This window comes from Klebsiella sp. JN_Kp126 (assembly GCF_033843325.1).
Classification (GTDB): Bacteria; Pseudomonadota; Gammaproteobacteria; order Enterobacterales; family Enterobacteriaceae; genus Klebsiella; species Klebsiella michiganensis.
Genome location: NZ_JAWXQV010000048.1, coordinates 65,404 through 85,415 on the forward strand (window position 1 = coordinate 65,404; position 20,012 = coordinate 85,415).

Annotated in this window: 17 protein-coding genes; 13 read left to right on the forward strand and 4 right to left on the reverse strand. The window is 55.5% G+C overall.

The window, feature by feature from the left end:
- The first annotated feature begins 7 nt into the window (after nt 1-7).
- Genes SIK97_RS07550 through SIK97_RS07560 form a run of 3 tightly spaced genes read left to right on the forward strand, consistent with a single transcriptional unit; the run spans nt 8 to nt 3,172 of the window.
- A complete protein-coding gene (locus SIK97_RS07550; protein ID WP_004852862.1) occupies nt 8-1,399 on the forward strand; it encodes a PTS ascorbate transporter subunit IIC in 1,392 nt (463 codons plus the stop codon).
- Nucleotides 1,396-2,226 (forward strand): transketolase, encoded by an 831-nt coding sequence (locus SIK97_RS07555; protein ID WP_014230259.1) that lies wholly within the window; start codon nt 1,396-1,398, stop codon nt 2,224-2,226. The genes SIK97_RS07550 and SIK97_RS07555 overlap by 4 nt, the downstream gene beginning before the upstream one ends.
- The gene (locus SIK97_RS07560) at nt 2,219-3,172 is read left to right on the forward strand and encodes a transketolase family protein (RefSeq protein ID WP_032750744.1); all 954 of its coding nucleotides are present in this window, start codon (nt 2,219-2,221) and stop codon (nt 3,170-3,172) included. The genes SIK97_RS07555 and SIK97_RS07560 overlap by 8 nt, the downstream gene beginning before the upstream one ends.
- Nucleotides 3,173-3,218: 46 nt before the next feature.
- Here the strand turns inward: SIK97_RS07560 and pta are convergent, their stop codons facing one another.
- A complete protein-coding gene (pta, locus tag SIK97_RS07565; RefSeq protein ID WP_014230257.1) occupies nt 3,219-5,363 on the reverse strand; it encodes a phosphate acetyltransferase in 2,145 nt (714 codons plus the stop codon).
- A gap of 200 nt (nt 5,364-5,563) precedes the next feature.
- Nucleotides 5,564-6,766, reverse strand: a complete 1,203-nt coding sequence (gene ackA / locus SIK97_RS07570) for an acetate kinase (RefSeq protein WP_004123156.1) — start codon at nt 6,764-6,766, stop codon at nt 5,564-5,566.
- Between the two features lie 336 nt (nt 6,767-7,102).
- Between ackA and yfbV the strand changes: the two genes are divergently transcribed.
- The 4 genes from yfbV to SIK97_RS07590 all read left to right on the forward strand — a co-directional run bounded on the left by yfbV (nt 7,103) and on the right by SIK97_RS07590 (nt 10,719).
- Complete coding sequence (gene yfbV, locus SIK97_RS07575; protein WP_004104090.1) at nt 7,103-7,558, forward strand: terminus macrodomain insulation protein YfbV; 456 nt, start codon at nt 7,103-7,105, stop codon at nt 7,556-7,558.
- 86 nt (nt 7,559-7,644) lie between these two features.
- On the forward strand, nt 7,645-8,139 hold the full coding sequence (locus SIK97_RS07580) for a YfbU family protein (RefSeq protein WP_004123152.1): 495 nt from the start codon (nt 7,645-7,647) through the stop codon (nt 8,137-8,139).
- Nucleotides 8,140-8,150: 11 nt separating this feature from the next.
- On the forward strand, nt 8,151-8,810 hold the full coding sequence (locus tag SIK97_RS07585; RefSeq protein ID WP_009654668.1) for a sugar phosphatase: 660 nt from the start codon (nt 8,151-8,153) through the stop codon (nt 8,808-8,810).
- Nucleotides 8,811-8,886: 76 nt separating this feature from the next.
- The gene (locus SIK97_RS07590; RefSeq protein WP_014230256.1) at nt 8,887-10,719 is read left to right on the forward strand and encodes an SLC13 family permease; all 1,833 of its coding nucleotides are present in this window, start codon (nt 8,887-8,889) and stop codon (nt 10,717-10,719) included.
- A 49-nt stretch (nt 10,720-10,768) separates the two neighbouring features.
- On the opposite strand, the gene yfbR is transcribed toward SIK97_RS07590, so the two are convergent.
- On the reverse strand, nt 10,769-11,368 hold the full coding sequence (yfbR, locus tag SIK97_RS07595; protein ID WP_004852850.1) for a 5'-deoxynucleotidase: 600 nt from the start codon (nt 11,366-11,368) through the stop codon (nt 10,769-10,771).
- A gap of 87 nt (nt 11,369-11,455) precedes the next feature.
- Nucleotides 11,456-12,673: an alanine transaminase AlaA gene (alaA, locus tag SIK97_RS07600; protein ID WP_004852849.1), complete on the reverse strand. Its 1,218-nt coding sequence runs from the start codon at nt 12,671-12,673 to the stop codon at nt 11,456-11,458.
- Nucleotides 12,674-13,559: 886 nt separating this feature from the next.
- On the opposite strand from alaA, the gene SIK97_RS07605 reads away from it, so the two are divergent.
- From SIK97_RS07605 to nuoF, 6 genes are all read left to right on the forward strand, one after another.
- The gene (locus tag SIK97_RS07605) at nt 13,560-14,486 is read left to right on the forward strand and encodes a LysR family transcriptional regulator (RefSeq protein WP_047723162.1); all 927 of its coding nucleotides are present in this window, start codon (nt 13,560-13,562) and stop codon (nt 14,484-14,486) included.
- Between the two features lie 651 nt (nt 14,487-15,137).
- Nucleotides 15,138-15,584: an NADH-quinone oxidoreductase subunit NuoA gene (nuoA, locus tag SIK97_RS07610; RefSeq protein ID WP_004123140.1), complete on the forward strand. Its 447-nt coding sequence runs from the start codon at nt 15,138-15,140 to the stop codon at nt 15,582-15,584.
- 15 nt (nt 15,585-15,599) lie between these two features.
- On the forward strand, nt 15,600-16,274 hold the full coding sequence (nuoB, locus tag SIK97_RS07615; RefSeq protein WP_002913178.1) for an NADH-quinone oxidoreductase subunit NuoB: 675 nt from the start codon (nt 15,600-15,602) through the stop codon (nt 16,272-16,274).
- A gap of 86 nt (nt 16,275-16,360) precedes the next feature.
- Complete coding sequence (nuoC, locus tag SIK97_RS07620; protein WP_100248247.1) at nt 16,361-18,169, forward strand: NADH-quinone oxidoreductase subunit C/D; 1,809 nt, start codon at nt 16,361-16,363, stop codon at nt 18,167-18,169.
- A gap of 2 nt (nt 18,170-18,171) precedes the next feature.
- Nucleotides 18,172-18,672, forward strand: coding sequence for an NADH-quinone oxidoreductase subunit NuoE (nuoE, locus tag SIK97_RS07625; RefSeq protein WP_004104075.1), 501 nt, complete (start codon nt 18,172-18,174; stop codon nt 18,670-18,672).
- Nucleotides 18,669-20,006 carry an NADH-quinone oxidoreductase subunit NuoF gene (nuoF, locus tag SIK97_RS07630; RefSeq protein WP_004852841.1) on the forward strand — a complete coding sequence of 446 codons (1,338 nt, stop codon included), beginning with the start codon at nt 18,669-18,671 and terminating at the stop codon, nt 20,004-20,006. Before nuoE ends, nuoF begins: the two co-directional genes overlap by 4 nt.
- Nucleotides 20,007-20,012: the final 6 nt, after the last annotated feature.

The following is a 20,012-nucleotide window of genomic DNA, read 5'->3' on the forward strand; positions in this document are numbered from 1 at the left end:
GGTGGATATGTTTATCCTTGAAACGCTGAATTTTGTTGTTGATATTCTAAAAGTACCCTCGGTGCTGGTCGGTTTAATTGCGTTAATTGGTCTGGTAGCGCAAAAGAAATCTTTCTCAGATGTCGTCAAGGGAACCATTAAAACAATTCTGGGTTTTATTGTTCTTGGCGGCGGTGCGACGGTATTAGTCGGTTCGCTGAATCCGCTGGGGGGCATGTTTGAACATGCTTTTAATATTCAGGGCATTATTCCTAATAACGAGGCGATTGTTTCTATTGCCCTGGAAAAATACGGTGCTTCAACCGCGCTGATTATGGCGTTCGGGATGGTAGCGAATATTGTGGTCGCCCGGTTTACACGTCTGAAGTATATCTTCCTGACCGGTCACCACACTTTCTATATGGCCTGTATGATCGGCGTGATTCTTACCGTGGCGGGTTTCGAAGGCGTCGGGCTGGTCTTTACCGGCTCCCTGATCCTCGGGCTGGTGATGGCGTTCTTCCCGGCGCTGGCCCAGCGCTATATGAAGCGTATTACCGGTACGGATGATATCGCTTTCGGCCATTTCGGCACCCTGGGCTATGTGCTGTCGGGTTGGATCGGTAGCGTCTGCGGTAAAGGATCGCGTTCAACTGAAGAGATGAACCTGCCGAAAAACCTGAGCTTCCTGCGCGACAGCTCCATCTCCATTTCGCTGACCATGATGATCATTTATCTGATTATGGCGGTGAGCGCGGGGCGCGAGTACGTGGAAAGCACCTTTAGCGGCGGCCAGAATTACCTGGTTTACGCCATCATTATGGCGATTACCTTCGCCGCCGGGGTGTTCATCATCCTGCAAGGGGTACGTCTGATCCTCGCGGAAATCGTGCCGGCCTTTACCGGATTTTCAGAAAAGCTGGTGCCCAACGCCCGTCCGGCGCTGGACTGCCCGGTCGTTTATCCCTACGCGCCCAACGCGGTGCTGATTGGCTTCCTGTTTAGTTTCCTCGGCGGTCTGGTCGGGCTGTTCCTCTGCGGGCAGTTTAAATGGGTGCTGATCCTGCCCGGCGTGGTGCCGCATTTCTTTACCGGCGCGACCGCAGGCGTCTTTGGCAACGCCACCGGCGGGCGTCGCGGGGCGATGATCGGCGCGTTTGCCAACGGCCTGCTAATCACCTTCCTGCCGGTGCTGCTGCTGCCGGTACTGGGGGCGATTGGCTTTGCCAACACTACTTTCTCGGATGCGGATTTTGGCGCCGTGGGTATCGTGCTGGGTAACCTGGCCCGCTACCTGTCGCCGTTTGCGATTACCGGCCTTGTTGTGGCGTTGTTTGTGCTGCTGGTGGCGTACAACGTTTTTGTGAAAAAGAAACCTGTGGGCGGCGGCGCGCAGGAGAACAGCGGAGCGAAATCATGAATGTGCAAGAAGTGACTAACCTGGCGCGGGACATTCGCGTCGCTACCCTGAAATCGCTGACGGACCTCGGTTTCGGCCACTACGGCGGCAGTATGTCGGTCGTGGAGACGCTGGCGGTACTGTACGGCGCGGTGATGAAAATTGATCCCGCGGACCCGGACTGGCCAGAGCGCGACTACTTTGTGTTATCAAAAGGTCATGCCGGCCCCGCGCTGTACAGTACGTTAGCGATTAAGGGGTATTTCCCGATGGAGGAGCTGAGCACGCTAAACCAGAACGGTACGCGGCTGCCAAGCCATCCGGACCGGCTGAAAACGCGTGGGGTGGACGCCACTACGGGCTCGCTGGGGCAGGGGATTTCCATCGCCGGCGGCATGGCGCTGTCGCATAAGCTGGCGGGGCGGGCGAATCGCGTGTTCTGTATCGTTGGCGACGGCGAGCTGAATGAAGGCCAGTGCTGGGAGGCCTTCCAGTTTATTGCCCATCACCGTCTGAATAATCTGACCGTGTTTGTTGACTGGAACAAGCTACAGCTTGACGGCAGGCTGGATGAAATCATTTGCGCTTTCAACCTGGAGGATAAATTCCGCGCCTTTGGTTTTGATGTTGTCACCGTCAAAGGCGATGACATCCCCGGGCTGCTGGCCGCGGTTCAACCCGTACCTCCCGTCGATGCGCGCCCGCGCGTGGTTATTCTCGATAGCGTGAAAGGCCAGGGCGTGCCGTATCTCGAGAATCTCAGTAATAACCACCATTTACGCCTGACGGCGGAGATGAAAGAGACGCTAAACGAGACGATTCGCCAACTGGAGGCTGAACATGATTAAGGTTGCACCCGCAGGGCAAAAAGATGCCGTAGAGATGCGTAAAGTCTATGCCGGATTCGTCGCGCAGCAAATTGAAGCCAGGAGCCCGATTATCGCGCTGGAAGCGGATCTGATGAGCTCCATGGCGATGGATGGCGTCGCGCGGCAGCATCCGCAGCACGTCATCAACTGCGGCATTATGGAAGCCAACGTGATCGGCACCGCCGCCGGGCTATCGTTGACCGGACGCAAGCCGTTTGTCCATACCTTTACCGCTTTCGCCAGCCGCCGCTGCTTCGACCAGCTGTTTATGTCGCTCGATTATCAGCGGAATAACGTCAAAGTGATCGCCTCTGACGCCGGGGTGACCGCCTGCCATAACGGCGGAACCCATATGTCGTTTGAAGATATGGGGATTGTGCGCGGTCTGGCGCATTCGGTGGTGCTGGAAGTGACCGATGCGGTGATGTTTGAGGATATTCTGCGGCAGCTTATCGATCTCGACGGTTTTTACTGGGTACGCACGATCCGCAAACAGGCACCGAGCGTCTATGCGCCGGGTTCAACGTTTACTATCGGCAAAGGGAATGTGCTGCGCGAAGGCGACGACATCACCCTGATTGCCAACGGGATCATGGTGGCGGAAGCCCTTGAGGCGGCGCGTCAGCTTGAGCAGGAAGGGGTCAGCGCGGCGGTGATTGATATGTTTACCCTGAAGCCCATCGACCGCATGCTGGTGAAAAATTATGCCGAGAAAACCGGGCGTATCGTGACCTGTGAAAACCACAGTATTCATAACGGACTGGGATCGGCGGTGGCGGAAGTGCTGGTGGAGACCTGCCCGGTTCCGATGCGTCGCGTGGGGGTGAAGGAGCGCTACGGCCAGGTGGGAACGCAGGAGTTTTTGCAGAAGGAGTATGGCCTGACGGCGCATGATATTGTCTCGGCGGCGCGAGAGCTGCTGTAAATAAAAAGGCGACCGGATGGTCGCCTTTTTTCATGCAGCGGGCAGATTATGCTTGCTGCTGGGACGACTGAATCGCGGTCAGGGCGATGGTATAGACGATATCGTCAACCAGCGCGCCACGGGACAGGTCGTTCACCGGCTTACGCATCCCTTGCAGCATCGGCCCGATGGAGATCAGGTCGGCAGAACGCTGTACGGCTTTGTAAGTGGTGTTACCGGTGTTCAGATCCGGGAAGATGAACACGGTCGCGCGGCCGGCAACCGGGGAGTTCGGCGCTTTGGATTTCGCAACGTCAGCCATGACCGCCGCATCGTACTGCAGCGGGCCGTCGATCATCAGGTCAGGACGTTTTTCCTGCGCCAGACGCGTGGCTTCGCGTACTTTCTCTACATCGCTGCCGGCGCCAGAGGTGCCGGTGGAGTAGGAGAGCATGGCCACGCGCGGTTCGATGCCGAAGGCAATTGCGGAGTCTGCGGACTGGATGGCGATTTCAGCCAGCTGTTCAGCGGTCGGATCCGGGTTGATCGCGCAGTCGCCGTAAACGTAAACCTGTTCCGGCAGCAGCATGAAGAATACGGAGGAGACCAGGGAGCTGCCCGGCGCCGTTTTGATCAGCTGCAGCGGCGGACGGATGGTGTTGGCGGTGGTGTGAACCGCGCCGGATACCAGACCGTCGACTTCGTCCTGCTCCAGCATCAGGGTGCCGAGAACCACGTTGTCTTCCAGCTGCTCGCGGGCAACCGCTTCGGTCATCCCCTTGCTCTTACGCAGCTCGACCAGGCGAGCAACGTAGCTTTCGCGAACCACTTCCGGGTCAACGATTTCAATACCGGCGCCCAGCTCTACGCCCTGAGAGGCGGCCACGCGGGTGATTTCATCCGGGTTACCCAGCAGTACGCAGGTGGCGATACCGCGCTCGGCGCAGATAGCCGCGGCTTTAACGGTACGCGGCTCGTTGCCTTCCGGCAGCACGACGCGCTTGCCTGCTTTACGCGCCAGCTCGGTAAGCTGATAGCGGAAGGCTGGCGGAGAGAGGCGACGGCTGCGCTCGGAAGTTGCGGTCAGCGATTCAATCCAGTCGGCGTTGATATAGTTAGCCACGTATTCCTGAACTTTCTCGATGCGCTCGTGATCGTCAACCGGAACTTCCAGGTTGAAGCTCTGCAGGCTCAGAGAGGTTTGCCAGGTGTTGGTGTTAACCATGAATACCGGCAGGCCGGTTGCAAACGCGCGTTCGCACAGTTTGCTGATGCGGGCGTCCATTTCGTAGCCGCCGGTCAGCAGGATAGCGCCGATTTCCACGCCGTTCATCGCGGCCAGGCAGGCGGCGACCAGAACGTCAGGACGGTCTGCGGAAGTGACCAGCAGGGAGCCTGCGCGGAAGTGTTCCAGCATGTGCGGAATGCTACGCGCACAGAAGGTGACGGACTTCACGCGACGGGTATTGATGTCGCCTTCGTTGATGATGGTGGCGTTCAGGTGATGCGCCATATCAATCGCGCGGGTGGCGATCAGATCGAAGCTCCACGGCACCGCGCCCAGAACCGGTAATGGGCTACCGCTCTGCAGCTGAGCCGGATCGATCTTCACGACTTTTGCTTTGGAAGAGTCGTCGAAGATTTCCGACAGGTCAGGGCGAGTACGGCCCTGTTCGTCAACCGGCGCATTCAGCTTGTTGACGATCACGCCGGTGACGCTGGTGTTTTTCGCGCCGCCGAAGCTGCTGCGAGTCAGCTCAATGCGCTCTTTCAGCTGTTCCGGAGTATCGGTACCCTGGGACATCACAAAAACGATTTCAGCGTTCAGCGTTTTCGCGATTTCGTAGTTCAGAGACTGGGCAAACTGATGTTTGCGGGTCGGGACCAGACCTTCAACCAGCACCACTTCCGCATCCTGCGCGTTGGCGTGGTAGTTGGCGATGATCTCTTCCATCAGCACGTCTTTCTGGTTGCTGGAGAGCAGCGACTCAACGTGGCTCATCTTCAGCGGTTCTGCGGCCGGAAGGTCGGAGTTCGCGCGAATAATAGTGGTAGTCTGGTCTGGCGCATCGCCACCGGCACGCGGTTGAGCGATAGGTTTAAAGACGCTCAGACGAACGCCTTTACGTTCCATAGCACGGATAACACCGAGGCTGACGCTGGTCAGGCCTACGCTGGTTCCGGTAGGGATCAGCATGATTGTACGGGACACGATATATCCTCTTTCGTTACCGCCAGTATCAGGCGGGATACAAAACTGCACCACCAGCTTCCCGTCATACTTCAAGTTGCATGTGCGTTGGCTTTACTCGCTCACCCCAGTTACGTACTACTCGTACGCTCCTGGGGATTCTCTGCGTCGCCGCCTTCCTGCAACTCGAATTATTTAGGGTTATGGCTGGCGGTGTGGAATCAGGCGGTCAGACGGTTGGCGTCTTGCGCGATGACCAGCTCTTCGTTGGTCGGAATGACGATAGCCGGGCGAGTGCCTTCTTTGTTGATGAAGCCAGACTTGCCGAAACGGGCTGCCAGGTTGCGCTCGTGATCAACTTCAAAGCCCAGTACGCCCAGTTTGCCCAGAGACAGTTCGCGAACCATCGCGGCGTTCTCACCGATACCACCGGTGAATACGACGGCGTCCAGACGACCGTCCATCAGCGCGGTGTAGGAGCCGATATATTTCGCCAGGCGGTGGCAGTAAACGTCCATGGCACGTTTAGCGTCAGCTTTTTCCTGGTAGTTGTCTTCAACGTAGCGGCAGTCGCTGGTCACTTCGGTCAGACCGAGCAGACCGGACTCTTTGGTCAGCATTTTGTTGATGGCGTCTACGCTCATGCCCAGCGCATCGTGCAGATGGAAAATGATTGCCGGGTCGATATCGCCAGAACGCGTACCCATAACCAGACCTTCCAGCGGAGTCAGACCCATGGAAGTGTCAACGCATTTACCGTTGCGGATAGCGGAAACGGAACCACCGTTGCCCAGGTGGCAGGTGATGATGTTCAGTTCTTCAACCGGTTTGTTCAGAACTTTCGCGGCTTCCTGAGTCACGTAGAAGTGGCTGGTGCCGTGCGCGCCGTAGCGACGTACGCCGTGTTCTTTGTACAGGCTGTACGGCAGGGCATAGAGGTAAGATTCTTCCGGCATGGTCTGATGGAACGCGGTGTCGAACACGGCAACGTTCTTGTCTTTCAGATTAGGGAAAGATTTCAGCGCCTCAGCGATACCGATCAGGTGCGCCGGGTTGTGCAGCGGAGCGAAAGAGGCGGAGTCTTTGATTCCCTGAATCACGGAGTCATCGATAACGACGGAGCTGGTGTATTTTTCACCACCGTGAACGATGCGGTGGCCGATTGCGGTCAGCTGAGCAGACAGTTCTGGTTTTTGTGCCAGAATAGTGTTAACGATAAAGTTCAGCGCTTCACTGTGAGCAGCGCCAGCGCCTAATTCGGCTTCTTGCTTGCTGCCGTCCATTTTCCATTTGATACGGGCTTCAGGAAGATGGAAACATTCTGCTAAACCAGACAGGTATTCGTCGCCGTTGACGGCATCAAGGATAGCGAATTTCAGAGAGGAGCTACCGCAGTTCAGAACCAGTACTAACTTACTCGACATGGAAGTACCTTTTATGATACGTGGCTAAAAAAACGTCAGTGTGTCACAAAGCGTAGCGCAGGATGACATCGACATTTATGATTAACATCATGCCTTGTACTGTTTTCGGGCACGATGAGAGAAGTACATTTGATTTTATGTCATTTTGCATAATTTTCAGCCGGTGGCAGAATATGCGATAATTTGACTAACCTGGTAAAAGGGTCTAACCGCCCCTCAGGTGCGCACAGAATACCTGATTGAGGCCGCCATTGCCAAAATCTTTTGAACGTTGTCATGCACAGTTGGTGTTTTGCACAAATTTTTTAAGTTTTATATGTAAAGTTGAGGTAAGCCATGTCCGGTCCCGAGAATCGCCCTGTGAGTTTTTTTGGCTTGTTTCGCCACGGGCAGCACTATGCAAAGACCTGGCCTCTGGATAAGCGCCTTGCCCCGGTGTTTATTGAAAACCGTATTATTCGCGCCACGCGCTATGCGATTCGCATCATGCCGCCGGTGGCGATTTTCACGCTGTGCTGGCAAATCGCCCTCGGCGGCCAGCTGGGCCCTGCCGTGGCTACCGCGCTGTTCGCGCTGAGTCTGCCGATGCAAGGCTTATGGTGGCTGGGTAAGCGTTCGGTAACGCCGCTGCCGCCGTCGATACTGAACTGGTTTTATGAAGTACGGGGTAAACTGCAGGAGGCGGGACAGGCGCTGACGCCGGTTGACGGCAAGCCGGATTATCAGGCTTTAGCTGACACGCTTAAGCGCGCCTTCAAACAACTGGATAAAACTTTCCTTGATGATTTGTAATTGCATCGGGAAAACGCATATAAAAGAAGGCGCATGAATTATGCGCCTTCTTTTTTCACGTCGTAAAAGTGCCACAGGAGTCAAAAATGGAAATGACCAATGCGCAGCGTCTGATTCTGTCGAATCAATACAAAATGATGACGATGCTCGATCCGGACAACGCTGAACGTTACCGCCGCCTGCAGACCATCATTGAGCGTGGATACGGGCTGCAGATGCGCGAGCTGGACCGCGAGTTTGGCCAGCTTACCGAGGAAACGTGTCGTACCATCATTGATATCATGGAGATGTATCACGCGCTGCATGTCTCCTGGACGAACCTGAAGGATGCCAGCGGAATTGACGAGCGTCGGGTCACCTTCCTCGGCTTCGACGTGGCGACCGAAGCCCGCTATCTCGGCTATGTTCGCTTTATGGTTAACGTTGAAGGGCGCTACAGCCACTTTGACGCCGGCACTCACGGTTTTAACTCCCAGACCCCGATGTGGGAAAAATACCAGCGCATGCTGAGCACCTGGCACTCCTGCCCGCGTCAGTACCATTTAAGCAGTAACGAAATTAACCAAATTATCAACGCCTGATGGAGGTTCCCGTGCAGTGTAAAGGTTTCCTGTTTGATCTTGACGGGACATTGGTCGATTCGTTGCCGGTTGTGGAGCGTTCGTGGTGCAAATGGGCGGATCGGTTCAGTATCCCTCATGATGAAGTGCTGAACTTCATTCATGGCAAACAGGCGATAACCTCGTTGCGTCATTTTCTCCCCGGCCGCAGCGAAGAGGAGATTCAGGCAGAGTTCACCCTGCTGGAAACGGTAGAAGCAACGGATACGGATGGCGTAACGGCGCTGCCGGGCGCGGTGGCGTTGCTCAGGACGCTCGATCGCGCGGGGATTCCGTGGGCGATCGTGACGTCGGGGTCGATACCCGTCGCCCACGCTCGTCATCGTGCCGCGGGGCTGCCTGAGGCGAAGGTTTTTGTTACCGCCGAGCGCGTAAAGCACGGGAAACCCGCACCGGACGCCTACCTGCTGGGGGCCGAACTGTTGGGGCTGGCGCCGGGGGATTGCGCCGTCGTGGAGGATGCGCCTGCCGGTCTGCTCGCCGGGCTGAACGCCGGCTGTCGCACCATCGCGGTCAATGTGCCCGCCGATGCGCCGCGTCTTGATGAAGCGGATTTAGTATTAACGACGCTGGAGAGCCTGCAGGTTGAACGCCTGCCTGACGGCAACGTGAATATTATCCTTAAAGATTAATCTCATGATTTAGCCCCGCGCCGGCGGGGCTTTTTTATGCCAGACTTCCAACTCCATCTTCTGACAAGGATAAGTTGTGAACGGTGAATTGATTTGGGTGTTATCTCTTCTTGCCGTAGCCGTCGTGCTCTTTGCCACCGGAAAAGTGCGCATGGACGCTATCGCATTGCTGGTGATTGTCGCTTTCGTCCTCAGCGACACTTTAACGCTCAGCGAGGCCTTCTCCGGCTTTAGCGATCCTAACGTTATTCTTATTGCCGCGCTTTTTATTATTGGCGATGGGCTGGTGCGCACCGGGGTCGCCACCAAAATGGGCTCCTGGCTGGTGAAGGTTGCCGGCAACAGCGAAACCAAAATGCTGGTCTATTTGATGTTAACCGTTGCCGGATTAGGGGCGTTTATGAGCTCGACCGGCGTGGTGGCCATTTTTATCCCCGTGGTGCTCAGCGTGTCGATGCGCATGAACACCTCCCCTTCGCGGTTGATGATGCCGCTCAGTTTTGCCGGACTTATCAGCGGGATGATGACCCTGGTGGCCACACCGCCCAACCTGGTCGTTAACAGCGAACTTTTACGCGAAGGGCTGCAAGGATTCAGCTTTTTTAGCGTTACGCCGATAGGTCTGGTGGTGCTGGTTCTGGGCGTTTTCTATATGCTGGTGATGCGCTTTATGCTCAAAGGGGAAGAGGGCGAGCAAGCGCGAGATGGCCGAAAAAGAAGCACCTTCCGCGATCTCATTAAAGATTATCATCTCACGGGGCGCGCGCGCCGCCTGGCCATACGCCCCGGCTCGCCGATGATTGGCCAGCGCCTGGACGACCTGAAGCTACGCGAGCGCTACGGGGCGAACGTTATCGGCGTTGAGCGCTGGCGGCGCTTTCGACGGGTTATCGTTAACGTTAACGGCGTATCGGAATTCCGCGCCCGCGACGTCTTGCTGATCGATATGTCGGCCTCAGACGTGGATTTACGCCAGTTCTGCGGCGAGCAGATGCTCGAACCGATGGTGCTGCGCGGCGAATATTTTTCCGATCAGGCGCTGGACGTGGGGATGGCGGAAGTCTCTCTGATCCCGGATTCAGAACTGATTGGCAAGTCGGTGCGCGAAATCGCCTTTCGTACCCGTTTTGATTTGAACATCGTGGGGCTGAAACGCGATGGCAAAGCCCTTGACGGCGCGGTGACCGATGAAGCCTTGCAGCTTGGCGATATCATGCTGGTGGTGGGCAACTGGCGGCAGATAGCGCTGCTGGCTAAGCGGGGCCGTGACTTTGTGGTGCTGAATATGCCCATCGAGGTCAACGACGCCTCGCCGGCGCACAGCCAGGCGCCGCACGCGATTTTCTGTCTGGTGCTGATGGTCGCGCTGATGCTGACTGACGAAATTCCTAACCCTATAGCGGCCATCATTGCCTGCCTGCTGATGGGGAAATTCCGCTGTATTAACGCCGAGAGCGCCTATAAAGCTATCCACTGGCCGAGCATTATCTTGATTGTCGGAATGATGCCTTTTGCTCTGGCGCTGCAGAAAACCGGCGGCGTGGATCTGGTGGTTCAGGGACTCATGGATGTGGCGGGGAGCAAAGGACCGTACCTGATGCTTGGCTGTCTGTTTGTGATGTGCGCGGCTATCGGCCTGTTTATTTCCAATACCGCCACCGCGGTGCTGATGGCGCCCATTGCGCTGGCCGCGGCAAAGTCGATGGGGGTTTCGCCTTATCCCTTTGCGATGGTGGTCGCCATGGCGGCCTCGGCGGCGTTTATGACCCCGGTATCGTCGCCGGTGAACACCCTGGTGCTGGGGCCGGGGAAATATTCATTCAGCGATTTTGTCAAAATCGGCGTGCCGTTCACCCTCCTGGTGATGGTGGTGTGCGTCCTGCTGATCCCGGTGCTGTTTCCGTTCTGATTCAGCGGCGTCCTTCCCCGGTCAGGCTGACGCTGGCCGGGGAAGGGGGTTATAACGGCGAATCCTGGCTGATTTCATCGAGGGAAAGATGGAAGCTCGGGACGAACACCTGCATAAAGTAGTCCATCTCTGCGCTGCGGCGCGATTCCAGCGTTTTCTCAAGGCGGCCTTTGGCCAGCAGAAATTCATTGTTCCCCGCCGATAGCTCTTCCAGACACTTCAGGTAGGCGCAAAGCGCATCCGCCTGCTTGACAAGGGATTTTTCCTCTTCGCTGTAGTGATGCTCATCGATCAGCGGTTCAAAAATGTCGCGCAGTTCATCAGGAACCATATCGACCAGCTTCTGCTGGGCGATTTTTTCGATGGCTTTGTACTCTTGCGCGATCTGCGAATTGAAATATTTTACCGGCGTCGGCAGGTCGCCGGTCAGGACTTCCGAGGCATCGTGATACATCGCCAGCAGCGCGATGCGTTCGGCGTTAACCCGCCCGCCGAATTTACGATTTTTGATCGCCGCCAGCGCATGGGCCACCATCGCGACCTGTAAGCTGTGTTCGGAGACGTTTTCGGTGCGCACATTACGCATCAGCGGCCAGCGGTTGATCAGTTTCAGGCGGGAGAGGTGGGCAAAGAAATGACTCTGACTCATAGGAACCCTTAATCAGTTACGACGTCGGGTGCCATTGTGCGCAGGGATTGCCGCCGGATGCAAATCCCGGCGGCTGGACAGATAAAATCAGAGCTGGTGGTAGCCGGAAAGGAAACGCCCGAAACGGGTAATTGCCATTTCAAGATCGTCTTCGCGCGGAAGGGTCACAATACGCACGTGGTCCGGCCACGGCCAGTTAAAGGCGGTACCCTGAACCAGCAGGACTTTCTCCTGCAGCAGAAAATCGAGCACCATCTTCTGGTCATCGTGAATATTAAAGCGTTTAGCGTCGATTTTCGGGAACATATACAGCGCGCCTTTCGGCTTAGTGCACGAGACGCCCGGAATGTCGTTAATCAGCTCCCAGGCGCGATTACGCTGTTCATACAAGCGTCCGCCGGGAACAATAAATTCGCTGATGCTCTGATAGCCGCCGAGAGCGGTTTGGATCGCATGCTGGGCCGGGACGTTGGCGCACAGGCGCATAGAGGCCAGCATCTCCAGGCCTTCGATATAGCCTTTTGCGTGTTTCTTCGGCCCGTTCAGTACCATCCAACCCTGGCGGAAGCCGGCAACGCGGTAGGTTTTTGACAGGCCGTTAAAGGTAACGGTGAGCAGATCCGGGGCCAGCGGCGCAATTGAGTGGTGCTGCGCTTCATCGTAGAGGATCTTATCGTAGATCTCATCGGCGAAAATAATCAGGTTATGCTGGCGGGCGATCTCGACGATCTCCATCAGCAGCTCTTTTGAGTACACCGCGCCGGTTGGGTTATTCGGGTTGATAATCACGATGCCGCGGGTACGCGGGGTGATTTTCGCGCGGATATCGTCGAGGTCCGGGAACCAGTCGGAAGACTCATCGCAAAGATAGTGCACCGCTTTACCGCTGGAAAGCGCGACCGCGGCGGTCCACAGCGGATAATCCGGCGCCGGGACCAGCATTTCATCGCCGCTGTTAAGCAGCGCCTGCATGGCCTGGACGATAAGCTCCGAAACGCCGTTACCAATATAGATATCTTCGACCGTCACATCACGCATACCGCGGGCCTGGTAATGCTGCATGATGGCTTTACGGGCGGAATAGAGGCCCTTTGAATCGCTGTAGCCCTGCGAGGTAGGGAGGTTGCGGATAACGTCAACGAGGATTTCGTCAGGCGCGTCAAAGCCAAACGGCGCTGGGTTGCCGATGTTCAGCTTCAGGACTTTATTGCCTTCTTCTTCAAGGCGTTTCGCCTCTTTCAGAACCGGGCCGCGGATGTCGTAACAGACGTTATCTAACTTGCTGGATTTTTCGATGGGGGACATGAACCTTGACCTTTTAGCTGTTATCGCCACTCCCTGCCGTGGAAGTCAGCACGGAATAATGTACTCCGCCTCCCCGCTGTTTTGAAGGGTTAACAGGAGAAGATTTTGCTATTCATCGCTTTTTGGTTTAATCAATTTCTCTGGTGGAAAGCGATTTTGTTTATACATTACACCTTTAATAATTTTATTGATGGTCTTATGTTGTGCCTGGTGGTGTTTTGGTGAACGTTTATCTGGTTTGTTGATTTAAAGAAGATGGGCGCTTGTTTTTTGCGCGTAAAACGAATCATCGTCTGGTGAACGTTTAATTCACAATACGCTGAAGGTTGTAACAACTTTGCTAGATATTTTTAATGAAAGATTTAATAGTTAAATGAGTTTTATTTTATGCAAGGAATATTCTTAGATTTGTTAATTTAATTAAAGCGCTGACCAGCATTTAAAGTGGCCTGAGATAATACTGATTAACGCTTATAAATATTGTGGTTTTCGGTTAGAATATCGCCGTTAATACCGACATATGGCTATGCCAGGTAGCTTATTTCTTTATTAATACATTGTTATTGCAGGTTTTTGTTCTGCCTGAGCCCGATGGTAAGGTTTGTCGCCGGTGAGGATGCAGACAATGGTCATTGACGGCTATTTTTTGCGTCACATCACAAAAACAAATGCGTCGTAATTAAAAGTGCTTAGGCGTACGAGCAAAATATTACTCTGAAATTCCGCGCATTTGCTGCGGATGAGTGCTTTCTAATGCAATAACGTTCGTCCAGTTGTTCATCCGTCCGTCTCTGGCGGGTAACGCGAAGCTTAAGGATTAGCCGGAAGCCTGGAGCACAGCATCAACAAGGCAGGTCAGCATTAGCCGCCTGAATGTGAAGCAAATATGATAAATGAAAATCGTTCGATACTAAATTTAGACCTCGATCTCTTGAGAACCTTTGTTGCCGTCGCCGATCTCAGTACCTTTGCCGCTGCCGCCGTCGCGGTGCGCCGGACCCAGTCAGCGGTTAGCCAGCAGATGCAGCGGCTGGAGCAGCTGGTTGGCAAAGAGCTTTTTGCTCGCCACGGGCGCAATAAGCTTCTGACCGAGCAGGGCATTCAGCTGCTGGGCTATGCGCGGAAAATTCTGCGCTTTAACGATGAAGCCTGTATGTCGCTCATGTTTGGCAGCCTGCAGGGAACGCTGTCCGTGGGAGCCTCTGATGAGACGGCGGATACCATTTTACCGTGCCTGTTAAACCGGATTGGTAGTTTTTATCCCAGGCTGACGCTGGAAATCAAAGTCCTCAAACACCTTGATATCGTCGATATGCTGAAGAGCGGGGCAATCGATCTTGCGCTGACGACCCGACAAACCAAGGGTTCTGACATGCTGACGCTGCGCACGTCGCCAACGCTGTGGTACTGCGCAGCGGATTATGTCCTCCCTCAGGGCGAGTCTGTCCCGCTTGTTTTGCTGGATGCCCCGGATCCGTTTCGGGAAGAGATCGTTGAGGTACTCAACGCCGCCGGCGTTGCGTGGCATCTTTCCCATGCGGCAAGCTCAATGGCCGGGGTGAAGGCGGCGGTGAAAGCCGGGCTTGGCGTGACCGCGCAGCCGGTAGAGATGATGAGCCCCGAATTTCGCGTACCGGGCCGGAGTGACGGTTTACCCGTGCTGCCGGATACCCGCTACATGCTGAACTGCAATCCGCAGAAGGCAAGCGAGCTGACGCAGGCCATTTTTCAGTCGCTGAGCGCAGAGTACCAGCCGTGGTCCACGCAACGCGTTTATACTCCCGAAGGGGGAGATAATTCCCTTATTTCCTGAGCGGGAAAAGCTAACAAACATCACAAAAACTGGTAACAAAATGTAAGTGTAAAAACGAACCCCAGACGTGTGAAATTGCCGCTGCGGTTCGTTTTTTTCAAATTTTATTGATTAATAGAAACTTTTGTTGATTTCTTTTGAGCTAAATCAGTAAGTTAGATCCGCTCCTCCTCTCATTTCTCGACTTTTCTCTGCACTTTCAATACTTCCTGCTAATGTTAAAAAACCATCTGGTTTGTTGCTGTTTTCTTGGTTGAATTAACAAAAGCGTGTCGCAGATCAAGAAAATACCCCTCCTTAGGGGGAGGAATCGTGTCTGAATCCTGTCAAAATAGGCGGGCCATTTTGATTTACGGCGGAAACGGACACGATTCAACAACACTAAAGCCGAACAGTATGCAAGGTTATTCCGCATGAAAGGGCATTTAATGTTAATGAAAAAAATCCAATGTAAATTAATGTTGTGAAAACTTTTGTTAAAGTTGACAAAAGGTTAATGAAAGGAGTAAAAAGCCACCGCAACTGGCCTTCCACATCACCCAGGGACGCTTTTTTGCACGGCTATTTTTTTATTCCTCCCCGTGAAACGCTGTGGCGTTCATCTGCCAGTAAGAGCAGAGGGTTTTAGCGCTACACTTTTTTGGTTAAGCAATGCGTATGTCAACATCCACTGAAGTCATCGCTCATCATTGGGCATTCGCTATATTTCTCATCATCGCTATCGGCCTGTGCTGCCTGATGCTCGTCGGCGGCTGGTACCTTGGCGGACGCGCGCGCGCGCGAAGCAAGAACACGCCGTTTGAATCCGGGATCGACTCCGTCGGTTCGGCTCGCTTACGTCTTTCTGCGAAGTTTTATCTGGTTGCCATGTTCTTCGTTATCTTCGACGTGGAAGCCCTGTATCTCTACGCATGGTCGACTTCTATCCGTGAAAGCGGCTGGGTCGGCTTTGTGGAAGCCGCAATTTTCATTTTAGTGCTACTGGCTGGTCTGGTTTACCTCGTTCGTATCGGCGCACTGGACTGGACGCCTGCGCGCTCCCGTCGCACGCTGGTTAACCCGGAAACAGACAGTCCCACTAACCGTCATACGCAGTAAAAGCGAGGCAATAAGATGGATTATACGCTCACCCGCATCGATCCTAACGGTGAGAACGACCGTTACCCCCTGCAAAAACAGGAGATCGTAACCGACCCCCTGGAGCAAGAAGTCAATAAAAGCGTGTATATGGGGAAACTCGAACACGCCTTGCATGACATGGTGAACTGGGGCCGTAAGAACTCAATCTGGCCTTACAACTTCGGCCTTTCTTGCTGCTACGTGGAAATGGTGACGTCATTCACCGCGGTGCATGACGTTGCGCGCTTTGGTGCAGAAGTATTACGTGCCTCCCCGCGTCAGGCTGACCTGATGGTGGTTGCCGGCACCTGCTTTACCAAAATGGCGCCGGTCATTCAGCGTCTTTATGACCAGATGCTGGAGCCGAAGTGGGTTATCTCGATGGGCGCATGTGCCAACTCCGGCGGAATGTACGATATTTACTCTGTCGTCCAGGGCGTGGATAAGTTTATTCCGGTCGATGTTTACATCCCGGGCTGCCCGCCGCGTCCGGAAGCTTATATGCAGGCGCTGATGCTGCTGCAGGAATCCATTGGTAAAGAACGCCGTCCGCTCTCGTGGGTGGTTGGCGATCAGGGCGTGTACCGCGCCAATATGCAGTCGGAACGCGAGCGTAAACGCGGCGAACGTATTGCAGTGACCAATCTGCGGACTCCGGACGAGATTTAACTTGCGCCTGCGGGCGGGATAAAAACTTCGCAAATCAATCTACTACAGCGCGAAGCCTCGCCGGCAGTCACCACGGACCTTTTGCAATGGTGAACAATATGACCGATTTAACCGCGCATGACGCCGCACCAGCCTGGCAAACCCGCGATCACCTTGATGACCCGGTGATCGGCGAACTGCGCAACCGTTTTGGGCCGGATGCCTTTACCGTTCAGCCAACCCGCACCGGCGTTCCGGTGGTTTGGGTGAAGCGTGAACAGCTGCTTGAGGTGGGTGATTTCCTGAGGAAATTGCCGAAGCCTTACGTGATGCTGTTTGACCTGCACGGCATGGACGAACGTCTGCGCACGCACCGCGACGGTTTACCCGCCGCGGATTTTTCCGTTTTCTATCATCTGATTTCAATAGACCGCAACCGCGACATCATGCTCAAGGTTGCCTTGTCTGAAAACGATCTGCATCTGCCGACCTTCACCAAACTGTTCCCTAACGCCAACTGGTATGAGCGTGAAACCTGGGAGATGTTTGGCGTGACCTTCGATGGTCACCCGAATCTGCGCCGCATCATGATGCCGCCGACCTGGGAAGGTCATCCGCTGCGTAAAGACTACCCGGCGCGCGCCACCGAATTTGACCCGTTTGAGCTGACCAAAGCCAAACAGGATCTGGAAATGGAAGCGCTGACCTTCAAACCGGAAGAGTGGGGCATGAAGCGCGGGACCGAAAACGAGGACTTCATGTTCCTTAACCTCGGCCCGAACCACCCCTCCGCTCACGGTGCGTTCCGTATTATTCTGCAGCTTGATGGCGAAGAGATCATCGACTGCGTGCCAGATATCGGCTACCACCACCGCGGCGCCGAGAAAATGGGCGAGCGCCAGTCCTGGCACAGCTACATTCCGTATACCGACCGTATTGAATATCTCGGCGGCTGCGTTAACGAAATGCCTTACGTGCTGGCGGTTGAGAAACTGGCGGGGATAACCGTGCCGGATCGCGTCAACGTGATCCGCGTGATGCTCTCCGAGCTGTTCCGTATCAACAGCCATCTGCTGTACATCTCCACCTTTATTCAGGACGTCGGGGCGATGACGCCGGTGTTCTTTGCCTTTACCGACCGTCAAAAGATCTACGATCTGGTGGAAGCGATTACCGGTTTCCGTATGCACCCGGCCTGGTTCCGTATCGGCGGCGTCGCGCACGACCTGCCCCGCGGTTGGGATCGCCTGCTGCGTGAATTCCTCGAGTGGATGCCGAAGCGTCTGGATTCCTATGAAAAGGCCGCGCTGCGCAACTCCATCCTGATCGGTCGTTCGAAAGGGGTTGCCGCCTACAACGCCAAAGAAGCGCTGGAGTGGGGCACCACCGGCGCGGGCCTGCGCGCGACCGGCATCGGCTTCGACGTGCGTAAATGGCGTCCTTATTCTGGCTATGAAAACTTCGACTTTGAAATCCCGACCGGCGGTGGCGTCTCCGACTGCTACACCCGCGTGATGCTGAAAGTGGAAGAGCTGCGCCAGAGCCTGCGCATTCTTCAGCAGTGCCTCGATAACATGCCGGAAGGCCCGTTCAAGGCGGATCATCCGCTGACGACGCCGCCGCCAAAAGAGCGCACGCTGCAGCATATCGAAACCCTGATTACGCACTTCCTGCAGGTTTCCTGGGGCCCGGTCATGCCGGCGCAAGAATCCTTCCAGATGATTGAAGCGACCAAGGGTATTAACAGTTACTACCTGACCAGCGACGGCAGCACCATGAGCTACCGCACCCGCGTGCGCACGCCAAGCTTCGCGCACCTGCAGCAGATCCCGGCCGCTATTCGCGGCAGTCTGGTCTCCGACCTGATTGTCTATCTGGGTAGTATCGATTTTGTTATGTCAGACGTGGACCGCTAATTATGCACGAGAATCAACAACCACAAACCGAGGCTTTTGAGCTGAGTGCGGCAGAGCGTGAGGCGATTGAGCACGAGAAGCACCACTACGAAGACCCGCGTGCGGCGTCCATTGAAGCGCTGAAGATCGTTCAGAAGCAGCGCGGCTGGGTGCCGGACGGCGCGATCTATGCTATCGCCGATGTGCTGGGGATCCCGGCCAGCGACGTAGAAGGCGTTGCGACCTTCTACAGCCAGATTTTCCGCCAGCCGGTGGGCCGTCACGTGATTCGCTACTGCGACAGCGTGGTGTGCCACATCACCGGGTTCCAGGGCATTCAGTCGGCGATTGAGAAGAAGCTGGATATCAAACCGGGTCAAACCACCTTTGATGGCCGCTTCACCCTGCTGCCGACCTGCTGCCTGGGCAACTGCGACAAGGGGCCGACCATGATGATTGATGAGGACACTCACAGTTATCTGACGCCGGAAGCGATTCCTGACCTCCTGGAGCGGTATAAATGAAAACCATTATTCGTACTGCCGAAACCCATCCGTTAACCTGGCGTCTGCGCGACGACAAACAGCCGGTATGGCTGGATGAATACCAGAGTAAAAACGGCTACGCCGGGGCGCGTAAAGCGCTCTCCGGCATGGCGCCGGATGAAATCGTCACTGCGGTAAAAGACGCTGGCCTGAAAGGGCGCGGCGGCGCGGGCTTTTCCACCGGTCTGAAGTGGAGCCTGATGCCGAAAGACGAGTCCATGAACATCCGTTACCTGCTGTGTAACGCCGATGAAATGGAGCCGGGCACCTATAAAGACCGCCTGCTGATGGAACAGCTGCCGCACCTGCTGGTGGAAGGCATGCTGATCTCCGCGTTCGCGCTGAAAGCCTGGCGCGGCTATATCTTCCTGCGCGGCGAATATATCGAAGCGGCGCAGCATCTGCGCCGGGCCATTGCCGAAGCGACCGAAGCGGGCCTGTTGGGTAAAAATATCCTTGGCACCGGTTTTGACTTCGAACTGTTTGTGCACACCGGGGCAGGGCGCTATATCTGCGGCGAAGAAACCGCACTGATTAACTCCCTCGAAGGCCGCCGCGCCAACCCACGTTCGAAGCCGCCGTTCCCGGCCAGCTCGGGCGTCTGGGGCAAACCGACCTGCGTAAACAACGTTGAAACCCTGTGCAACGTCCCGGCGATTCTGGCCAACGGCGTCGAGTGGTATCAGAACATTTCGACCAGTAAAGACGCCGGCACCAAGCTGATGGGTTTCTCCGGCCGCGTGAAGAATCCGGGCGTCTGGGAGCTGCCGTTCGGCACCACCGCGCGCGAGATCCTCGAAGAGTACGCGGGCGGCATGCGCGATGGCCTGAAGTTCAAAGCCTGGCAGCCGGGCGGCGCGGGCACCGACTTCTTGACCGAAGCGCATCTCGACCTGCCGATGGAGTTCGAAAGCATTGGTAAAGCGGGCAGCCGTCTGGGCACCGCGCTGGCGATGGCGGTTGACCATGAGATTGGCATGGTGCCGCTGGTACGCAACCTGGAAGAGTTCTTTGCCCGTGAGTCCTGCGGCTGGTGTACGCCTTGCCGTGACGGTCTGCCGTGGAGCGTGAAAATTCTGCGCGCTCTCGAGCGCGGCGAAGGCCAGCCGGGTGATATCGAGACGCTTGAGCAACTGTGTCGATTCCTCGGTCCGGGTAAAACCTTCTGCGCGCACGCGCCGGGTGCGGTTGAGCCGCTACAGAGCGCGATTAAATATTTCCGCGAAGAATTCGAAGCTGGCATTAAACAGCAGTTCAGCAATACCCATGCAATCAACGGGATTCAGCCGAACCTGCTTAAGACGCGCTGGTAATCTAAA

Bases quoted from the DNA above. Each gene is read 5' to 3' on its own strand.
- SIK97_RS07550 (WP_004852862.1), top strand. From the start codon at position 8: ATGTTTATCCTTGAAACGCTGAATTTTGTTGTTGATATTCTAAAAGTA.
- SIK97_RS07555 (WP_014230259.1), top strand. From the start codon at position 1,396: ATGAATGTGCAAGAAGTGACTAACCTGGCGCGGGACATTCGCGTCGCT.
- SIK97_RS07560 (WP_032750744.1), top strand. From the start codon at position 2,219: ATGATTAAGGTTGCACCCGCAGGGCAAAAAGATGCCGTAGAGATGCGT.
- ackA (WP_004123156.1), bottom strand. From the start codon at position 6,766: ATGTCGAGTAAGTTAGTACTGGTTCTGAACTGCGGTAGCTCCTCTCTG.
- yfbV (WP_004104090.1), top strand. From the start codon at position 7,103: ATGTCCGGTCCCGAGAATCGCCCTGTGAGTTTTTTTGGCTTGTTTCGC.
- SIK97_RS07580 (WP_004123152.1), top strand. From the start codon at position 7,645: ATGGAAATGACCAATGCGCAGCGTCTGATTCTGTCGAATCAATACAAA.
- yfbR (WP_004852850.1), bottom strand. From the start codon at position 11,368: ATGAGTCAGAGTCATTTCTTTGCCCACCTCTCCCGCCTGAAACTGATC.
- alaA (WP_004852849.1), bottom strand. From the start codon at position 12,673: ATGTCCCCCATCGAAAAATCCAGCAAGTTAGATAACGTCTGTTACGAC.
- SIK97_RS07605 (WP_047723162.1), top strand. From the start codon at position 13,560: ATGATAAATGAAAATCGTTCGATACTAAATTTAGACCTCGATCTCTTG.
- nuoA (WP_004123140.1), top strand. From the start codon at position 15,138: ATGCGTATGTCAACATCCACTGAAGTCATCGCTCATCATTGGGCATTC.
- nuoB (WP_002913178.1), top strand. From the start codon at position 15,600: ATGGATTATACGCTCACCCGCATCGATCCTAACGGTGAGAACGACCGT.
- nuoC (WP_100248247.1), top strand. From the start codon at position 16,361: ATGGTGAACAATATGACCGATTTAACCGCGCATGACGCCGCACCAGCC.
- nuoE (WP_004104075.1), top strand. From the start codon at position 18,172: ATGCACGAGAATCAACAACCACAAACCGAGGCTTTTGAGCTGAGTGCG.
- nuoF (WP_004852841.1), top strand. From the start codon at position 18,669: ATGAAAACCATTATTCGTACTGCCGAAACCCATCCGTTAACCTGGCGT.